The organism is Streptomyces xingningensis, assembly GCF_054957865.1.
The window spans coordinates 1-15,949 of sequence record NZ_JBDJPF010000096.1; the positions used below are offsets into that span (position 1 = coordinate 1).

Consider the following 15,949-nt stretch of genomic DNA (forward strand, 5'->3'; position numbering starts at 1 on the left):
GCCCTGGACGTGCTCACCGCCGAGAACCTGCGCGGCGAACTGCTCGAACTGTGGGCCTCCGGCCAGTTCCCCACCCGGGCCGTCGTCCTGGTCACCCACAACATCGAGGAGGCCGTGCTGATGGCCGACCGGGTGGTCGTCCTCGGCTCGCGCCCCGGCACCCTGCAGGCCACCTTCGAGGTGCCGCTGGAGCGGCCCCGCGACCGCAACGCCCCCGAGTTCGACGCCCTCATCGACGCCGTCTACCAGGTCATGACGGGCCGCGCGAAGGAGACCGCCCCGCACCTGCCGGGCCGGACCACGCCCGAACCCTGCGAACTCGCCAGGCGAACCCTGGCCAACACGCCGCTCCCGCAGGCCAGCGTCGACGGCCTGTCCGGCCTCGCCGAGATCATCGCCCAGCACGGCGACCGCTGCGACCTCGCGGACCTCGCCGAGGAGCTGGGCCTGGAGGTCGACGACCTGCTGCCCCAGGTCGACGCCCTGGACCTGCTGGGCTTCGCCGTCATCCGCGAGGGCGACCTGCTGCTGACCCCGCGCGGCGCCGCCTTCGCCCGCGCGGACGTCCAGGAGTCGAAGAGGATCTTCGCCGCGGCGGTGGTCGAGGCCGCCCCCCTGGTCAAGCTGATCGTCACCAGCCTGCGCCGCACCGGCGGCGCCCTGCGCGCGGGCTTCTTCCGCGATCTGCTGGCCCACCACTACACCAGCGAACAGGTCACCGAGCAGCTGGAGACCGCCACCGACTGGGGCCGCTACGCCGAGCTCTACTCCTATGACGCGGCGCCCGAGCAGTACGCACTGGACCTGGGGGGTGCCCCCGGCGCACCGTTCGCGGCGCGGCGCGACGCACGGTAGACAGAAGGCATGGCCCGGGGACAGCGCCAGAGATCGCGCCTGCGGTCGGTGGCGGGCATCCGCAGCGTCGCCGGTCAGATGTTTGCGCTGCAGGTGCTGATCGTGCTGCTGCTCGTCGTGGCCGCGGTGACCACCCTGCTGTTCCAGGCGCGCAGCGACCGGTTCGCCGCGGCGCGCGCCCGCTCGCTCGCGACGGCCCAGGCGTTCGCCAACGGGCCGGGCCTGGTGGCCACGCTGCGCGGCCCCAACCCGTCCCTGGTGCTCCAGCCGATCACCGAGACCACCCGCCATCTGGCCGGGGTCGACTTCATCGTCGTGATGAACCGGGACGGCGTCCGCTACACCCACCCCCTTCCCGAGCTGATCGGGAAGAAGTTCATCGGCACCATCTCGCAGGCGCAGAACGGGCACGTCACGATCGAGGACGTGCACGGCCCGCTCGGCGACGAGGTCCAGGCGGTGGTCCCGGTGACGGACTCGGACGGCACCGTCGTCGGCCTGGTGTCATCCGGGATGAAGGCGAGCCAAGTGAGCAGCGCGGTCGGCGCCCAGCTGCCGGTGCTCCTCGGCGTGGGCGGCGGCGCGCTCCTCCTGGCGACGGGCGGGACGGCCCTGGTGAGCAGGCGGCTGCGACGGCAGACCCATGGTCTCGGCCCGGCCGAGATGACCCGGATGTACGAACACCACGACGCGGTGCTGCACGCGGTGCGCGAAGGTGTGGTCATCGTCGGCGGCGACGGCCGGGTGCTGCTCGCCAACGACGAGGCGCGCCGGCTGCTCGGCCTGGCGCCGGACGCCGAGGGGCGGCCCGTCACCGGTCTCGGCCTCGACACCCGGATGGCCGAGCTGCTGGTGTCCGGGCGCGTCGTCACCGACGAGGTGCTGCCCGTCGGGGACCGGCTGCTGGCGGTGAGCAACCGGCCGACGGACCGCCGGGGCGGCCCGCCGGGCAGCGTGGCCACCCTGCGGGACTCCACCGAGCTGCGCGCGCTCGCGGGGAAGGCCGAGGTCGCGCGGGAGCACCTGCGGCTGCTGTACGACGCGGGTGTGGCCATCGGCACCACTCTCGATGTCCGGCAGACGGCAGAGGAACTCACCCGGGTGGCCTCGCCGCGGTTCACCGACTACGCCACCGTGGACCTCGCCGAGCAGGTGCTGCACGGCGGCGAGCCCCTGCTGCCCGCGCGGCCCGGCAGGGTCGCGGTGCTGCGCCGGGTGGCGGTCACCGGCCTGCGCGACGACAACCCGCTCTACCAGCCGGGTCGGCTGACCACCTTCGCGGGCCCCACGCCGCATGCCGTCGGTTTCGTCAGCGGCAGGCCGGTGCTCGTCCCCGACCTGTCCGTCTCCGACGGCTGGCGTGCCCAGGACCCCGCACGCGCCCAGCAGGTGCAGGACTATGGCATGGCCTCGATGATCACCGTGCCGCTGAAGGCCCGCGGCGTGCTGCTGGGCATCGCCACCTTCTGGCGCACCCGCGACAGCGCGCCCTTCGAGGAGGACGACTTGTCGCTGGCCGAGGAGCTGGCGGCGCGCGCCGCGGTGTGCATCGACAACGCCCGCCGCTTCACGCGCGAGCACACCATGGCCGTCGCCCTCCAGCACAGCCTGCTGCCGCGCGGCCTGCCCGAGCAGAACGCCCTTGACGTGGCCTACCGTTATCTGCCCGCCCAGGCCGGGGTGGGCGGCGACTGGTTCGACGTCATCCCGCTGCCCGGTGCCCGGGTCGCGCTGGTCGTCGGCGACGTGGTCGGCCACGGCCTGCACGCGGCGGCCACCATGGGGCGGCTGCGCACGGCCGTGCTGAACTTCTCCTCGCTCGACCTGCCACCGGAGGAACTCCTCGGCCATCTGGACGAGTTGGTCCTGCGCATCGACCAGGAGGCGGCCACGGCGGAAGAGGAGGCGCCGGTCATGGGCGCCACCTGTCTGTACGCGATCTACGACCCGGTCTCCGGGACCTGTGCCCTCGCCCGGGCGGGCCACCCCCTGCCCGCGCTCGTCCACCCCGATGGCACCGTGGAGTTCCCCGAGCTGCCCGCGGGACCGCCGCTCGGCCTGGGCGGTCTGCCCTTCGAGGCGGTGGAGCTGCGGCTGCCCGAGGGCAGCGGCCTGGTCATGTACACCGACGGCCTGGTCGAGGACCGTCGGCGGGACATCGACACCGGGCTGCAGATCCTGGCCGACACACTGGCGCACCCGGGGCGGTCGCCGGAGGAGACCTGTGACGCGGTGCTCGGCGCGCTGCTGCCCGACCGCCAGACCGATGACATCGCCCTCCTCGTCGCCCGTACCCGCATCCTGCCGACGGACCGGATCGCCGAGTGGGAGCTTGCCTCCGACCCCGCGGTCGTGGCCGGGGCGCGCGCCGCCGTCACCCGGCAGCTCGCCCAATGGGGGCTGGAGGAGGCGGTGTTCACCACCGAGCTGATCCTCAGCGAACTCATCACCAATGCGATCCGGCATGCCGCCGGCCCGATCGGGGTGCGCCTGCTGCGCGACCGCCAGCTGATCTGCGAGGTTTCCGACACCAGCAGCACCTCGCCGCATCTGCGGCATGCCGCCGTCGAGGACGAGGGCGGCCGCGGCCTGTTCCTGGTCGCCCAGCTCGCCGACCGCTGGGGCACCCGGTATGTCCCCGGGGGCAAGGTCATCTGGGCCGAGCAGCCGCTGCCCTGAACGGACCGGCGGTCAGGCCCGGCGACGGTAGACCAGCAAGGTGAGAACGGCGCAGGCCACATAGCAGACCAGGAACGCGAGGTAGGCGGGGTCGCCGTTGCCGGTGGCGAGGAAGGACTGCCGGAAGGCGATGTTGACCAGCAGGCCGCCGAGGGCGCCGATCGCGCCCGCCAGGCCGATCAGGGCGCTGGTGTGACGGTGTGCGGTGTCCTGGGCGGTGCGGGGGTCGGCGCCCGACCGGATGGCGGCCAGCGCCCTGGTGTGGTGGACGACGGGGACCATGCGGTAGACCGACCCGTTGCCGATGCCGCTGAGCACAAAGAGCACGATGAAGCCGATGAAGAACCAGACGGGCAGCCGCTGTTGGGCGGCGATCAGGATCAGCGCGGCGCAGGCCGTCATGGCCGAGAAGACGGCGAAGGTCACCCGGGCTCCGCCGTACCGGTCGGCCCAGGCACCGCCCAGCGGGCGGGACAGGGAGCCCAGCAGCGGGCCGATGAAGGTGAGGCCCGCCGCCTTGACCGGGGTGTCGAACTGCTGCTGGAACTGCACCTGGAGGACCTGGCCGAAGGCGAAGCCAAAGCCGATGAACGAGCCGAAGGTGCCGATGTAGAGCACCGAGACCGCCCAGGTGTGGCCGTCGGCGAGGATCTCGCGCAGCGCGGACCGCTCGCCGGAGGAGGGGAGGTTGTCCATCCGCAGCGCCGCCGCGAGGGCGGTGAGCACGATCAGCGGGAGGTAGACCAGCGGGAGCAGCCGGGGGTGGCCGGCCCCGGCGGTGGCCAGCACCAGGAGGCCGACGAGCTGTACGGCGGGCACCCCGAGGTTGCCGCCGCCGGCGTTGATGCCCAGGGCCCGGCCCTTGAGTCGCTGGGGGTAGAAGGCGTTGATGTTGGCCATGGAGGAGGCGAAGTTGCCGCCGCCGACTCCCGCCACTGCGGCGGTGACCAGCAGAGTGGTGTAGGAGACGCCCGGGCGGAGGACGAGGGCCATCAGCGCGGTGGGCAGGAGCAGCAGCAGTCCGCTGATGACGGTCCAGTTCCGGCCGCCGAAGCGGGCGACCGCCTGGGTGTAGGGCAGCCGGAGGACCGCGCCGAGGGCGGTGGGTACGGCGGTGAGCGTGAACTTCCCGGCGGGGTCGATGCCGTACTCCGGCCCCAGGAACAGGACGAGTACCGACCACATGCTCCAGATCGAGAACCCGATGTGTTCGGTGAGGACGGACAGCACCAGGTTGCGGCGGGCGGTGCGGGCGCCGGTGCGTTCCCAGAAGCCGGGGTCCTCCGGCCGCCATTCCGGCAGGGTACGGGCGGGGGCGGGGGCATTGGTGCGGACCGCCCAGGTGCGCAGGGCGGCCGGGGTGCCGTCGGGGGCGGTGTCCTCGTCGAGGCAGGCGCCGGTGCGCAGGTCGAAGGTCTGCCGGTACATGGGTGAGGTCACCACCGGTACGCCGCCCCGGCTCCCGGTGATGCCACGGGAGATGACGCATGCGTCGCTGAAGGGGTCCCGGTTGTCCAGGGCGTAGAGCGCTCCGCCGGGGTCGCGGAAGAGGGCGACCTGTTCGCCGCCGACGAGTGCGGTCACGCCGCGTCCGGGGGTGAGGTCGCCGTAGCGGCAGACGGTGGTCCAGGTGGTGCCGTCGCCGATTTCGACGAGCGTGTCCGGGGTGAGTTCGGTGTCGCTCATCGGGCGCTTGCCTTTTCGTCCGGGCGGGCGGGGCGGAGCTGCGCGCGTTCGGGGACGAACCGCACGGTGGGGTCCGGGGTGCCGGGGGCGTTGACGAAGGAGACGAAGCGGCGCAGGCGTTCGGGGTCGGCCAGCGCCGCGGCCCACTCGTCCTGGTAGCCGTCGACATGACGGACCATCAGTTCGTCGAGTTCCTCGGCGATGCCGAGCGCGTCGTCGACGATGACGGCACGCAGATGGCCCAGGCCGCCCTCGAGGCGTTCCAGCCAGCGAGCGGTGCGCTCAAGGCGGTCGGCGGTGCGGATGTAGAACATCAGGAAGCGGTCGACGGTCCGGATGAGGGTGGCCCGGTCGGCGTTCGTCAGCAGCAGGTCGGCGTGGCGGGGCGTCATGCCGCCATTGCCTCCGACATAGAGGTTCCAGCCCTCGGCGGTGGCGATGACACCAAAGTCCTTGCTCTGCGCCTCGGCACACTCCCGGGCACAGCCGGAGACGGCCGCTTTGATCTTGTGCGGGGCGCGCAGGCCCCGGTAGCGCAGTTCGAGTTCGATGGCGAGGGCGACGGAGTCCTGGACGCCATAGCGGCACCAGGTCCGGCCGACGCAGGATTTCACGGTGCGCAGGGCCTTGCCGTAGGCGTGTCCGGATTCAAAGCCCGCATCCACCAGGCGGCGCCAGATCTCGGGGAGTTGGTCGACGGTGGCACCGAACATGTCGATGCGCTGTCCGCCGGTGATCTTCGTATAGAGGCCGAAGTCACGGGCGATGGCACCGATGGTGAGCAGACCGTCGGGGGTGATCTCGCCGCCGGGGATCCTCGGCACGATGGAATAGGAGCCATTGCGCTGGAGGTTGGCGAGGAAGTGGTCGTTGGTGTCCTGGAGGGCGGCCTGTTCACCGTCCAGGACATGGGATGCGTCGCCGAGTCCGGCCAGGATGGAGGCGACGGCCGGCTTGCAGATCGCGCAGCCCTGGCCGGTGCCGTATTCGGCGAGGAGCCGGGTGAAGGTGGTGATGCCCTTGACCCCGACGATCTCGTGGAGTTCGGCGCGGGTGTGGGGGAAGTGCTCGCACAGCCCGCCGGCGGGCCGCACACCGGATGCGGCGAGTTCGGCAGCGACGATCGCGCCGAGGGTCCGTTCGCAACTTCCGCAGCCGGTACCGGCCTTGGTGCACTTCTTGACGGCGGGGACGGAGGTGCACTTCCGTTCCCCGACCGCCGACCGGATGGTGGCCTTGGTGACGTTGTGGCACGAGCAGACGACGGCCTCGTCCGGCAGCGCGGCGGGCGAGGCCGGTGATCCGGCCGGTTGGGGCCACAGCAGCCGCTCCGCCGGTACGGGCAGTGGCTTGCCGTTGCCCGTGAGCGGGCGCAGGGTGGGGTAGGCGTCGGTGTCCCCGACGAGGATGCCGCCGAGCAGCGAGCCGTCGGCGCCGATCACCAGCTTCTTGTAGACGCCCGCCCTGCTGTTGGCGTACAGGACGTCCAGCGCGCCGTGGGTGGTGCCGTGCGCATCGCCGAAACTGGCCACTTCCACGCCCAGGAGCTTGAGCTTGGTGGCGTTGTCGCTGCCGGTGAACTCGCCGCCGGAGCCGCACAGTCGGCGGGCCGCGGTCTCGGCCATGGCGTAGCCGGGGGCGACCAGCCCATGCACCTTGCCGTCCACGGTGCGGGCGCATTCGCCGATGGCCCAGATCCGCGGGTCGGCCGTGCGGCAGTGGGCGTCCACCGTGATGCCGCCCCGTTCGCCGACGGGCAGGCCGCAGTCCCGGGCGAGCCGGTCCCGGGGCCGTACACCCACGGAGAAGACCACCAGGTCGGTGGCGAAGGCGGTGCCGTCGGAGAGCGTCATCGCACGGACCCGGCCGTCCGGTCCGGTCTCGATGGCCTGGGCGCCGGCTCCTGTGTGCACGGCGACTCCCAGGCCCTCGATCTCCCGGCGCAGCAGTGCGCCGCCGGTCTCGTCGATCTGAAGAGCCATCAGCCGTGGTGCGAGCTCCACCACATGGGTGTCAAGTCCCATGGCGCGCAGGGCCCCTGCGGCTTCCAGGCCGAGCAGTCCGCCGCCGACGACGGCGCCGGTCCGGGCCCCGGCCGCGCGGGTGCGGATGGCGGTGACGTCGTCGATGGTGCGGTAGACATGGCAGCCCTCGGCGTCATGGCCCGGTACGGGTGGCACAACGGGGTCGGAGCCGGTGGCCAGGATCAGCGCGTCATAGCCCACCCGGTGGCCGGCGGCGGTGGTGACGGACCGGGTACGGCGGTCCACGGCGACGGCGGGATCGCCCAGGCGCAGCTCGATGCCATGGGTGCCGAGGAAGGCGGGCGGGCACATGGACAGTTCGTCGACGGGGGTTCCGGTGAGGGCCGAGGTGAGGCGGACCCGGTCGTACGCGGGCCGGGGTTCGGCCGCGAGTACCGTCGACCGCCAGTTCGCGGCCGCCCCCGGTTGTTCGTACAGGGCCTCCAGGAACCGCTGGCCGACCATGCCGTGGCCGACGAGGACCAGGCGGCGGCGTTGGGTGGTGGGCGACGTCACGGGTGGGCTCCTTCGGGGTTGAGCAGGGGCGAGGGGTCTGCGGGCAGTGGCTCGTCGCGCCGCCAGATGCGGATGAGGTCGCCGACCGTGCCGAGGTCGCCCAGCAGGACGGCGCTCACCAGCCGGTCGCCGTGCAGGACAAGCCTTTTGCAGGTCCCGCGGGTGGCGTCGGCAAGGTGCAGAACGTCGTGGACGTCGGTGCGGTGGGCGTCCGGCGGGCCGAAGGCGGCGAGTTGGAGGCTTCCGGCGGTCAGCCGGAGCAGCGGGCGGGTGCCGGGGTAGTGCGCCTGCGGACTGGTGCCGGAGAGGCGGGCGGCGAGCACGTCGGCCTGTTCCCAGGCGGGCCCGGCCTGCCCGTGGACGACGCCGCGGTGTTCGGCGCAGTCGCCGATGGCGTGGATGTGCGGGGCCGAGGTGGCCAGCTGATCGTCGATCACGATGCCCCGGCCGACCCGCAGCCCGGCGGCCCGGGCCAGGGCGGTGCGCGGGCGCACTCCGCAGGCGAGGACCACCAGGTCGGTCTCCAGCCGGTGGCCGGTGGCCAGTTCGACGGCGCGGACCCGGTCGGTGCCGTGCAGGGCGAGGGGGCGGGTGCCGAGGTGGGTGACCACACCGAGGGCGGTGAGGTGTCGGCGTACCAGTCGGGCGGCCTCGGCGTCCAGGTGCCGGGCCATCAACCGGGGTGCGTGGTCGATGATGTGGGTGGCCAGTCCGCTGTCCGCCAGGGCCCGGGCGGCGCCGACGCCGAGCACTCCCCCGCCGATCACCACGGCCCGGGTGGCCTGCCGGGCGTCGTCCCTGAGGCGTTGGCAGTCGTCGAGGGTGCGCAGGGGGTGGACATGGCCGAGGAGGCTGCCGTCGCCGGCCCGCAGCCCGCGCAGGGCGGGCAGGACGGGGGCGGCTCCGGTGGCGAGGACCAGGTGGTCGTAGCGGACGGTGGCGCCGTCGGCGAGGCGGATCGCCCGGGCGCCGGGGTCGACGGCCGTGACCTCGGTGCCGGTGCGGACCTCGGTGGCCGTCCCATACGGCAGCCCGAGGGCGGTGTTGTGATAGCGGCCGGTGAGGGCCTCGGCGAGCAGGGTGCGGTTGTACGGCGGGTGCCGCTCCGCTCCATACAGCGTCAACTCAACTGCATGAGCGGGCACTTGGGACAGCAGCTGGTGGGCGAAGCGGGCGGCGGCCGGGCCGGCGCCGACCACCGCGATCCGTGCCGCGCTCATGACCGGCCACCCGGCGCGGCCTTTTCCTCCCGTACCGCTTCCACCCGTACCGCCTCCACCCGTACCGCGCAGACCTTGAACTCCGGCATCTTCGACTGGGGGTCCAGGGCGGGGTTGGTCAGGGTGTTGGCCCGGCCCGGTCCGCTCCAGTGGAAGGGCATGAAGACGGTGTCGGGGCGGATGGCGCGGGTGATCCTGGCGGGGGCGAGGGAGCGGCCGCGGCGGCTGGTGACCGCCAGCAGGTCTCCCTCGGTGACGCCCAGGCGCTCGGCCAGGTGCGGGTGGAGTTCGACGAAGGGGCCGGGGGCGGCCGCGTTCAGTTCGGCGACCCGCCGGGTCTGGGCGCCGCTCTGGTACTGGGCGGCGACCCGGCCGGTGGTCAGGTGCAGCGGATAGGCGGGGTCGGTCTCCTCGGCCTGCGGGCGATGGCTCACCTCGGCGAAGCGGGCCCGGCCGTCGGGGGTGGCGAAGCGGTCGAGGAACAGGCGCGGCGTTCCCGGGTGGGCGGGGTCGGGGCAGGGCCAGAAGACGCCGTTCTCGGCCCGGATGCGCCGGTAGCTGATGCCCGCGTAGTCGGCGGGGCCGCCCGCCGAGGCACGCCGCAGTTCCTCGAAGACCGCCTCGGGATCGTCGGGGAAGCCCCGGTCCACGCCCAGCCGGGCGGCCAGTTCCTTGAGCACGGACAGATCGGTGCGGACCCCGTCCGGGGGCGCGACGGCACTCTGGCGCAGGATGACCCGGCCCTCGAGGTTGGTGGTGGTGCCGGTCTCCTCGGCCCACTGGGCCACCGGCAGGACCACATCGGCCAGGGCCGCGGTCTCCGAGAGCACCACATCGGCGACGGCCAGGAAGTCGAGGGAGGTGAGGCGCTCGGTGATGTGGGCGGCGTTCGGGGCCGAGACCACCGGGTTGGACCCCAGCAGGAGCAGCGCCCGGACGCCGTCGGGGGTGCCCGCCCGGTCGAGTAACTCATAGGCGGACAGGCCCGGTCCGGGCAGGGTGTCGGGGTGCACTCCCCAGACGGCCGCGACCTGGGCCCGGGCCTCGGGGTCGGTCAGGGAGCGGTAGCCGGGGAGCTGGTCGGCCTTCTGCCCGTGTTCGCGGCCGCCCTGGCCGTTGCCCTGGCCGGTCAGACAGCCATAACCGCTGCCGGGGCGCCCGGCCTTGCCGGTGGCCAGGCACAGGTTGATCCAGGCGCGGACGGTGTCGGTGCCCTTGCTGTGCTGCTCGCTGCCGCGGGCAGTGAGGACCATGCCCGACCGGGCGGCGGCGAACATCCCCACGGCTTCGCGCAGTTGGGGCACCGGCACTCCGGTGATCTCCTCCACCCGCTCGGGCCAGTGGGCCATGGCCGCGGCCCGGGCCCGCTCGAAGCCGGTGGTACGGGCGGCGATGAACTCCTCGTCCAGCAGGCCGTCGGCCATCGCCAGGTGCAACAGGCCCAGGGCGAGCGCCAGATCGGTGCCCGGGGCCGGGCGCAGATGGAGATCGGCGTGCTCGGCGGTCCGGGTGCGGCGCGGATCGACCACGATCAGCCGGCCGCCGGCCGCTCGCATCCGGGTGAAGTAGCGCAGCGCGGGCGGCATGGTCTCGGCGGGGTTGGCGCCGGCCAGGATGACACAGCCGGTGCCGGCGATGTCCTCGAGCGGGAACGGCAGCCCGCGGTCGAGGCCGAAGGCCGCCCGGTGCGCGGCGGCGGCCGAGGACATGCAGAAGCGCCCGTTGTAGTCGATGTGCGGGGTGCGCAGCACCACCCGGGCGAACTTCCCCAGCAGATAGGCCTTCTCATTGGTCAGGCCGCCACCGCCGAAGACCCCGACCGACGCGGCCCCGGACCGGGCGGCGGTCTCCCGGAGACCGGCCGCCACCCGGTCCAGGGCCCGGTCCCAGGACGCCTCGCCCAGAACTCCCGTGCGCGGATCGCGGATCAGCGGGGCGGTCAGCCGGGCGGCACCCGCCAGTACGGCCGCGGCCGTACGCCCCTTGCCGCACAGCGCCCCCTCGTTGACCGGGAAGGCGGGGCGTTCGCCGACCTCCACCGGCGGTGCGCCGGACGGTGCGCCGGGGGCCGTGGGCCGCAGTCGCATGCCGCACTGCAGGGCGCAGTAGGGGCAGTGGGTGTCGGTCGTCGTCATGACTCGAGTATCGGTGCCGCCTGTGCCGGGGCGGGGTCCGGGATGTTGCGGGCAGGGTACGGTCCCCGCACGCCCGGTCCATGGCCCGGTGATGTCCGGGGCATCGGTTGTTAACACGGACGGGCCGGTGCTGACCCCCGCATCACAGGGGCGCAACCCTGCGGCAACACGGGGGCGGGAGCCTGCGCGCATGGGAACCACCACGGCCGCCGGGCCGCTGACCGGCTTCACCGTCGGGGTGACGGCGGCCCGCCGCCGCGAGGAGCTGGTGGCGCTGCTGGTGCGCCGGGGCGCCCGGGTCATCGAGGCACCGGCCCTGAGCCTGGTGCCGCTCGGCGATGACACCGCCCTGCGCCGGGCCACCGAGCGCTGCCTTTCCGCGCCGCTGGACTATGTCGTCGCCACCACGGGCGTGGGCTGGCGGGGCTGGATGAGCGCCGCCGAGGGGTGGGGCACCTCCGATGCGCTGGTCCGGCTGTGCCGGGGAGCCATGGTCGTCAGCCGTGGCCCCAAGGCCACCGGGGCGGTGCGGGCCAGCGGTCTCGAGGAGGCGTATTCACCTGCCACCGAGGCCAGTCAGGAGTTGCTGTGCTGGCTGCTCGCCCGCGATCTGCGCGGTCGGCGGGTGGCCGTCCAGGAACACGGCGCACCGCTGGAGAGCTTTGCGGCCGCCCTGCGGGAGCGGGGCGCGGAGGTCATCGAGGCTCCGGTATACCGGTGGGGTCCGCCCGGGGATCCGGAGCCGGTACGCCGGCTGGTGGAGGCGACGGTGCGCGCGGAGGTGCACGCGCTCACCTTCACCAGTGCACCGGCCGTGGTGGCCCTGCTGGAGGCGGCGGCCACGGCCGGCCTGCGGGAGCGGCTGCTCGGGGCGCTGCGCGAGGAGGTACCGGCCTTCTGCGTCGGGCCGTTGTGCGCCCAGCCGCTGCTGGCGGCCGAGGTGCCGGTGCACTGTCCGGAGCGGGGCCGGCTCGGTGCGCTGGTACGGACGCTGGACCGGGTCCTGCCCCGGCGCGGCCGGTGGGAACTGCGGCCCGCCCCCGAGCCGTTGGTGCTGCAGGGCAACGCACTGCTCTGCGCCGGGGGGCCGGTGTGGCTGCCGCCCCAGCAGGCGGCCGTGCTGCGGGTCCTCGCCGAGCGCCGTGGGCGGGTGCTCAGCCGGGCCGAACTGCTCGGCCGGGCCTGGCCGGACGGCCGGGCCGACGGGCACGCGGTGGAGGTGTCCATCGCCCGGCTGCGCAAGGCGCTGGGCCCGCATGCCGGGCTGATCCGCACGGTGCCCAAACGCGGTTACTGCCTGAGCACCCGATGACCTCACATGCCACTGCGGGCACGGTAGGAGACGAGCAGGACGAGGGCCACGACGCCGGTCACCGTCGCGATGATCACCCAGGAGGAGCGGCGGGTCCGCCTGGCCTTCACCGGGCGCCGGACGGGCGCCGGCCGCGACGGCGGCGGTTCTTCGGCGGGGGCAGTCTCGGCCAGCAGGCGGCGGCAGACCGCGGCCAGCGCCTCCGTCCCGCCGGTGATCGGTACCACCGCCTCCGAGCGTGCGGGGGCGGTGGTGCCGCCGTCGAGAATGCGGCCGGCCCGTATCAGGACCTCACCCGAACTGCCGGTGGGAGCGAGGCTGATCCAGCGCTGGACATGGTCACCCCGGATCACCATGCCACCCGCCCGGTCGCGGTACACGCTGTGCTGACGCCACAGCACGGCGGCCAACCGACGGGTGGTGTCGGCGAGTTCTGTGCGCATGAGCTCCCCACGGTGCTGCGTTCGATATGAGGACGCGCACTCTACCGGCCGGCACTGACAGTCCTGGCGGGTGTTCCGGTACCGGTCCGGGAGACCAGGACGATGCCCGGGATGGGGACTGGGCCGTGGTCCACCTCGGCGACTACGGGCTCAACCCCCTCAACGCCAAGGTGATTTGCGGCGTACTGCCGTCCGTGTTCCTGCTGGGGCCGGCGCTCGGCGTGTGCCGCGCACTGACCGGATCGGCCTTGGCCTGCGCACTGGCACCGGGTGTGGGCAATCTGCTGCCGGCGGCGATTGGCCTTCTCTGACGGACACCGGCACGGCCGTGGCCCGCAGCGCGGCCTTGGCCTCGGCCGCATAGGTGTCGACATACTCCTGCTCCGAGAGCCTGAGGATCGCGTACATGATCTCGTCGGTGGCGGCCCGCAGCACGGCCCGCTGGTCGTCCATCCCCGCGTACCGGGAGAAGTCCAGCGGCTCCCCGAACCGGATGGTGACCGGCACCAGACGGGGCAACCGCCGCCCCGCCGGCTGCGCCTCGAACGTCCCGATCATCGCGCAGGGAATCACCGGCGCCCCCGACCGCAGCGCCATGGCCGCCACCCCGACCTTGCCCTTGTACAGCCGCCCGTCGTGCGAGCGGGTCCCCTCCGGGTAGATGCCGAGCAACTCCCCGTCCGCCAGCACCCCCAGCGCGGTATCGACGGCCGCCTGCGCCGCCTGCTTGCCCGACCGGTCCACCGGAATCTGCCCGACCCCGCGGAAGAACGCCGCGGTGAGCCGCCCCTTGAGCCCTTTCCCCGTGAAGTACTCCATCTTGGCGAGAAAGGTGATCCGCCGCCTGACCACCGAGGGCAGCAGAAAATGATCACAGAACGACAGATGGTTCCCCGCGATGATCGCCGCGCCCCGCTGCGGCAGGTGCTCCGCCCCCTCGACCCGCGGCCGGAAGATCCACCGTAACAGCGGTACCAGCACCATGGACTTGAACACGAAGTAGAACATGCCAGCGAGCCCCCTGCACGAGTTGCCCTGAGTGACCCCCGCGCCGAGGCACGCTAGCCGGGGTGCGGGGACCTCGGGGAGTGGGCCTAATCGGCCACCCGGTGCCCACGCCGTCTCGCCGCACCGCACTCGGCCGATCAGCGCTCAGCCAACCAGCGCTCGGCCAATCAGCTCCTTGGCGACGATATAGCCGGAGCCCCCGTTGACCCCGTGCCCCGGCCAGGTCCCCGCACCGACCATGAACAGATTCGGCACCACGGTCCGGTGCGAAGGTTGGCCGGGCAGCGGCCGCAACAGATAGCTCTGGCCCAGCTCATGGCTTCCGCCATAGGGGTCGCCCGGCCCGCAGTTGGGGTTGAACCGGGCCAGGTCCGCCGGACCGATCACATGCCGTCCGAGGATCGCGCCCGGCACATTGGGCGCATGCCGGCCGACGTGCTCGATCACCCGGTCGGCGAAGGCGTCCTTCACCCACTCGTTCCAGCCGTCACCGGTGTCGATCTCCCCGGCGGCGTCGCCCTTCAGCCGCAGCGGAATGTCGAGCAGCTGCAGCCGGGCCACGGCCGCACCGGCCGGGCAGCGCGAGGGGTCCGCGGCGGACGGGGTGTCGAAGGAGATCGTCGGCTCCCCCGGAAGCAGCCCCCGGGTCGCCTCGTTGACCGAACGGGACAGCGCGTCCAGCCCATCGGTGAGATGTAACTGCCCGGTGGCCGCCAGCCGTTCGTCCTCGAACCGCGGCGGCTCGGAGAGCGCCAGATGGATCTGCACACAGCCGCGCCCATAGCGGTACCCGCTCGCCTGCCGACGGATCCCGGGCGGTACCACACCGCCCCCATGGGCGAGCAGCTTCAGATACAGCTGGTCGGGATTGACCGAGGCGACGACGGCCCGGTCGGCGTGCACGACCTCGCCGTCCGCCGTACGCACCCCGACGGCACGGCCCCGGCGCACCAGAATCCGGTCCACCCAGCGCCGGGTCTCGACCCGCCCGCCATGCTGTTCGACCAGGGCCGCCAGCGTCCGGGCGAGCTGCCCGCTGCCGCCCTCGGGGGTGGGCATTCCGGCCGCGGTCACGGCGAGCAGCACCAGTACGGCCCAGAAGGCGCTGTTCACCTCGTCGGGCCCACGGCCCAGATGCAGCGCCCAGGGGGCCAGCAGCCCATGGATCACCGGCGAGCGGAACCGGTGCTCGAGCAGGTCACGGGCGGTGCGCAGAAAGAGCTGTGCGAACTCCGAGTAGTGCCCGTTCTCGTGCATCAGACCGTGGATGATCCGGGCCGACTCCGGACTGCTGAGCTCCGCCGCGAACAGCCCGAACACCGGCCCGGCATACGGTTCGAAGTCCTTCAGCAGCGCGCCGAGCGCGGCGCCGTCACCCGGCGCCAGGCGCTCGGCCTCGGCAAGGTTCTCCTCGGGACGGGTGGAGAACACCCCTGTTCGCGAGTCCGACATTCGCAAGTCCGACGTTCGTGCGCCCGACATTCGCCCGCCCGACATTCGCGCGCCCGGCATCGAAACCCCGATGCAATAACGGGAGTTGCGGTAGGTGAGACCGAGCGCGGCCAGCTCCGGCCCCAGCTCGGCATAGGCGGGGCCGGAGGTGAACAGCGGATGCGCCGAGGAATAGGTGTCATGCCGGAAGCCGGGCACGGTGAGTTCCTCGGTGCGGACCAGCCCGCCGGGCCGGTCGTTCCCCTCCAGGACGACGACACCCCAGCCCGCCCGGGCCAGGTATGCCGCCGTGACCAGTGCGTTGTGGCCGCTGCCGACCACCACCACGTCATAACGCTGCATGGTCGATTCTGGCACGGGGTCCGCCAACCGGAAAAGCACGGACGAACAGCGGCGGAACCCTCCTCACCGCGCATAGGAAACGATCCCGACCAGGCAGTAGACGACCGAGCTGATGGTCCGCCCGCCCATGGTCATCCGGGAGGAATAGGCGTACTGCGTCGTGGGGTTGCTGCGGTACGGCCGAGGCCGTTGCCGGGAGTTGGCAGGGCCGGTAAGGGAGCCGTGTGTCAATCCCCTGAAAACGTAGAGTCCTTGGTTATGCAGCCAGGACCTTTTG

General features: G+C 72.8%; 9 protein-coding genes and 1 pseudogene. 3 read left to right on the forward strand and 7 right to left on the reverse strand.

Features of this window, described 5'->3' with window-relative positions:
- Positions 1–855 (forward strand): AAA-associated domain-containing protein (locus ABCR83_RS30675; RefSeq protein WP_462698517.1); only part of this gene is annotated, 855 nt, incomplete at its 5' end.
- A 9-nt stretch (positions 856–864) separates the two neighbouring features.
- A complete protein-coding gene (locus ABCR83_RS30680) occupies positions 865–3,534 on the forward strand; it encodes a SpoIIE family protein phosphatase (RefSeq protein ID WP_462698518.1) in 2,670 nt (889 codons plus the stop codon).
- A gap of 12 nt (positions 3,535–3,546) precedes the next feature.
- Here the strand turns inward: ABCR83_RS30680 and nirD are convergent, their stop codons facing one another.
- The 4 genes from nirD to ABCR83_RS30700 are packed head-to-tail and all read right to left on the reverse strand — an operon-like array spanning position 3,547 to position 11,115.
- Positions 3,547–5,220 carry a nitrite reductase small subunit NirD gene (gene nirD, locus ABCR83_RS30685; RefSeq protein ID WP_462698519.1) on the reverse strand — a complete coding sequence of 558 codons (1,674 nt, stop codon included), beginning with the start codon at positions 5,218–5,220 and terminating at the stop codon, positions 3,547–3,549.
- The gene (gene nirB, locus ABCR83_RS30690) at positions 5,217–7,709 is read right to left on the reverse strand and encodes a nitrite reductase large subunit NirB (RefSeq protein WP_462698525.1); all 2,493 of its coding nucleotides are present in this window, start codon (positions 7,707–7,709) and stop codon (positions 5,217–5,219) included. The genes nirD and nirB overlap by 4 nt, the downstream gene beginning before the upstream one ends.
- A gap of 47 nt (positions 7,710–7,756) precedes the next feature.
- A complete protein-coding gene (locus ABCR83_RS30695) occupies positions 7,757–8,980 on the reverse strand; it encodes an NAD(P)/FAD-dependent oxidoreductase (protein WP_462698520.1) in 1,224 nt (407 codons plus the stop codon).
- Positions 8,977–11,115 (reverse strand): molybdopterin oxidoreductase family protein, encoded by a 2,139-nt coding sequence (locus tag ABCR83_RS30700; protein ID WP_462698521.1) that lies wholly within the window; start codon positions 11,113–11,115, stop codon positions 8,977–8,979. The genes ABCR83_RS30695 and ABCR83_RS30700 overlap by 4 nt, the downstream gene beginning before the upstream one ends.
- A gap of 190 nt (positions 11,116–11,305) precedes the next feature.
- On the opposite strand from ABCR83_RS30700, the gene ABCR83_RS30705 reads away from it, so the two are divergent.
- Entirely contained in the window at positions 11,306–12,427 is a 1,122-nt protein-coding gene (locus ABCR83_RS30705; protein ID WP_462698522.1) for a uroporphyrinogen-III synthase, read from the forward strand.
- Positions 12,428–12,429: 2 nt separating this feature from the next.
- On the opposite strand, the gene ABCR83_RS30710 is transcribed toward ABCR83_RS30705, so the two are convergent.
- The 3 genes and pseudogenes from ABCR83_RS30710 to ABCR83_RS30720 all read right to left on the reverse strand — a co-directional run bounded on the left by ABCR83_RS30710 (position 12,430) and on the right by ABCR83_RS30720 (position 15,672).
- On the reverse strand, positions 12,430–12,870 hold the full coding sequence (locus ABCR83_RS30710; protein WP_462698523.1) for a hypothetical protein: 441 nt from the start codon (positions 12,868–12,870) through the stop codon (positions 12,430–12,432).
- Positions 12,871–13,212: 342 nt separating this feature from the next.
- Positions 13,213–13,878: pseudogene (locus tag ABCR83_RS30715) on the reverse strand (lysophospholipid acyltransferase family protein); the annotation flags it as partial.
- 144 nt (positions 13,879–14,022) lie between these two features.
- The gene (locus tag ABCR83_RS30720) at positions 14,023–15,672 is read right to left on the reverse strand and encodes a phytoene desaturase family protein (protein WP_462698524.1); all 1,650 of its coding nucleotides are present in this window, start codon (positions 15,670–15,672) and stop codon (positions 14,023–14,025) included.
- Between the last annotated feature and the right edge of the window lie 277 nt (positions 15,673–15,949).

What these genes read in the sequence shown, in the direction of transcription:
- ABCR83_RS30720 (WP_462698524.1), bottom strand. Translation starts at nt 15,672, where the DNA reads ATGCAGCGTTATGACGTGGTGGTGGTCGGCAGCGGCCACAACGCACTG.
- nirB (WP_462698525.1), bottom strand. Translation starts at nt 7,709, where the DNA reads ATGGTCGGCCAGCGGTTCCTGGAGGCCCTGTACGAACAACCGGGGGCG.
- ABCR83_RS30695 (WP_462698520.1), bottom strand. Translation starts at nt 8,980, where the DNA reads ATGAGCGCGGCACGGATCGCGGTGGTCGGCGCCGGCCCGGCCGCCGCC.
- ABCR83_RS30700 (WP_462698521.1), bottom strand. Translation starts at nt 11,115, where the DNA reads ATGACGACGACCGACACCCACTGCCCCTACTGCGCCCTGCAGTGCGGC.
- ABCR83_RS30710 (WP_462698523.1), bottom strand. Translation starts at nt 12,870, where the DNA reads ATGCGCACAGAACTCGCCGACACCACCCGTCGGTTGGCCGCCGTGCTG.
- nirD (WP_462698519.1), bottom strand. Translation starts at nt 5,220, where the DNA reads ATGAGCGACACCGAACTCACCCCGGACACGCTCGTCGAAATCGGCGAC.
- ABCR83_RS30680 (WP_462698518.1), top strand. Translation starts at nt 865, where the DNA reads ATGGCCCGGGGACAGCGCCAGAGATCGCGCCTGCGGTCGGTGGCGGGC.
- ABCR83_RS30705 (WP_462698522.1), top strand. Translation starts at nt 11,306, where the DNA reads ATGGGAACCACCACGGCCGCCGGGCCGCTGACCGGCTTCACCGTCGGG.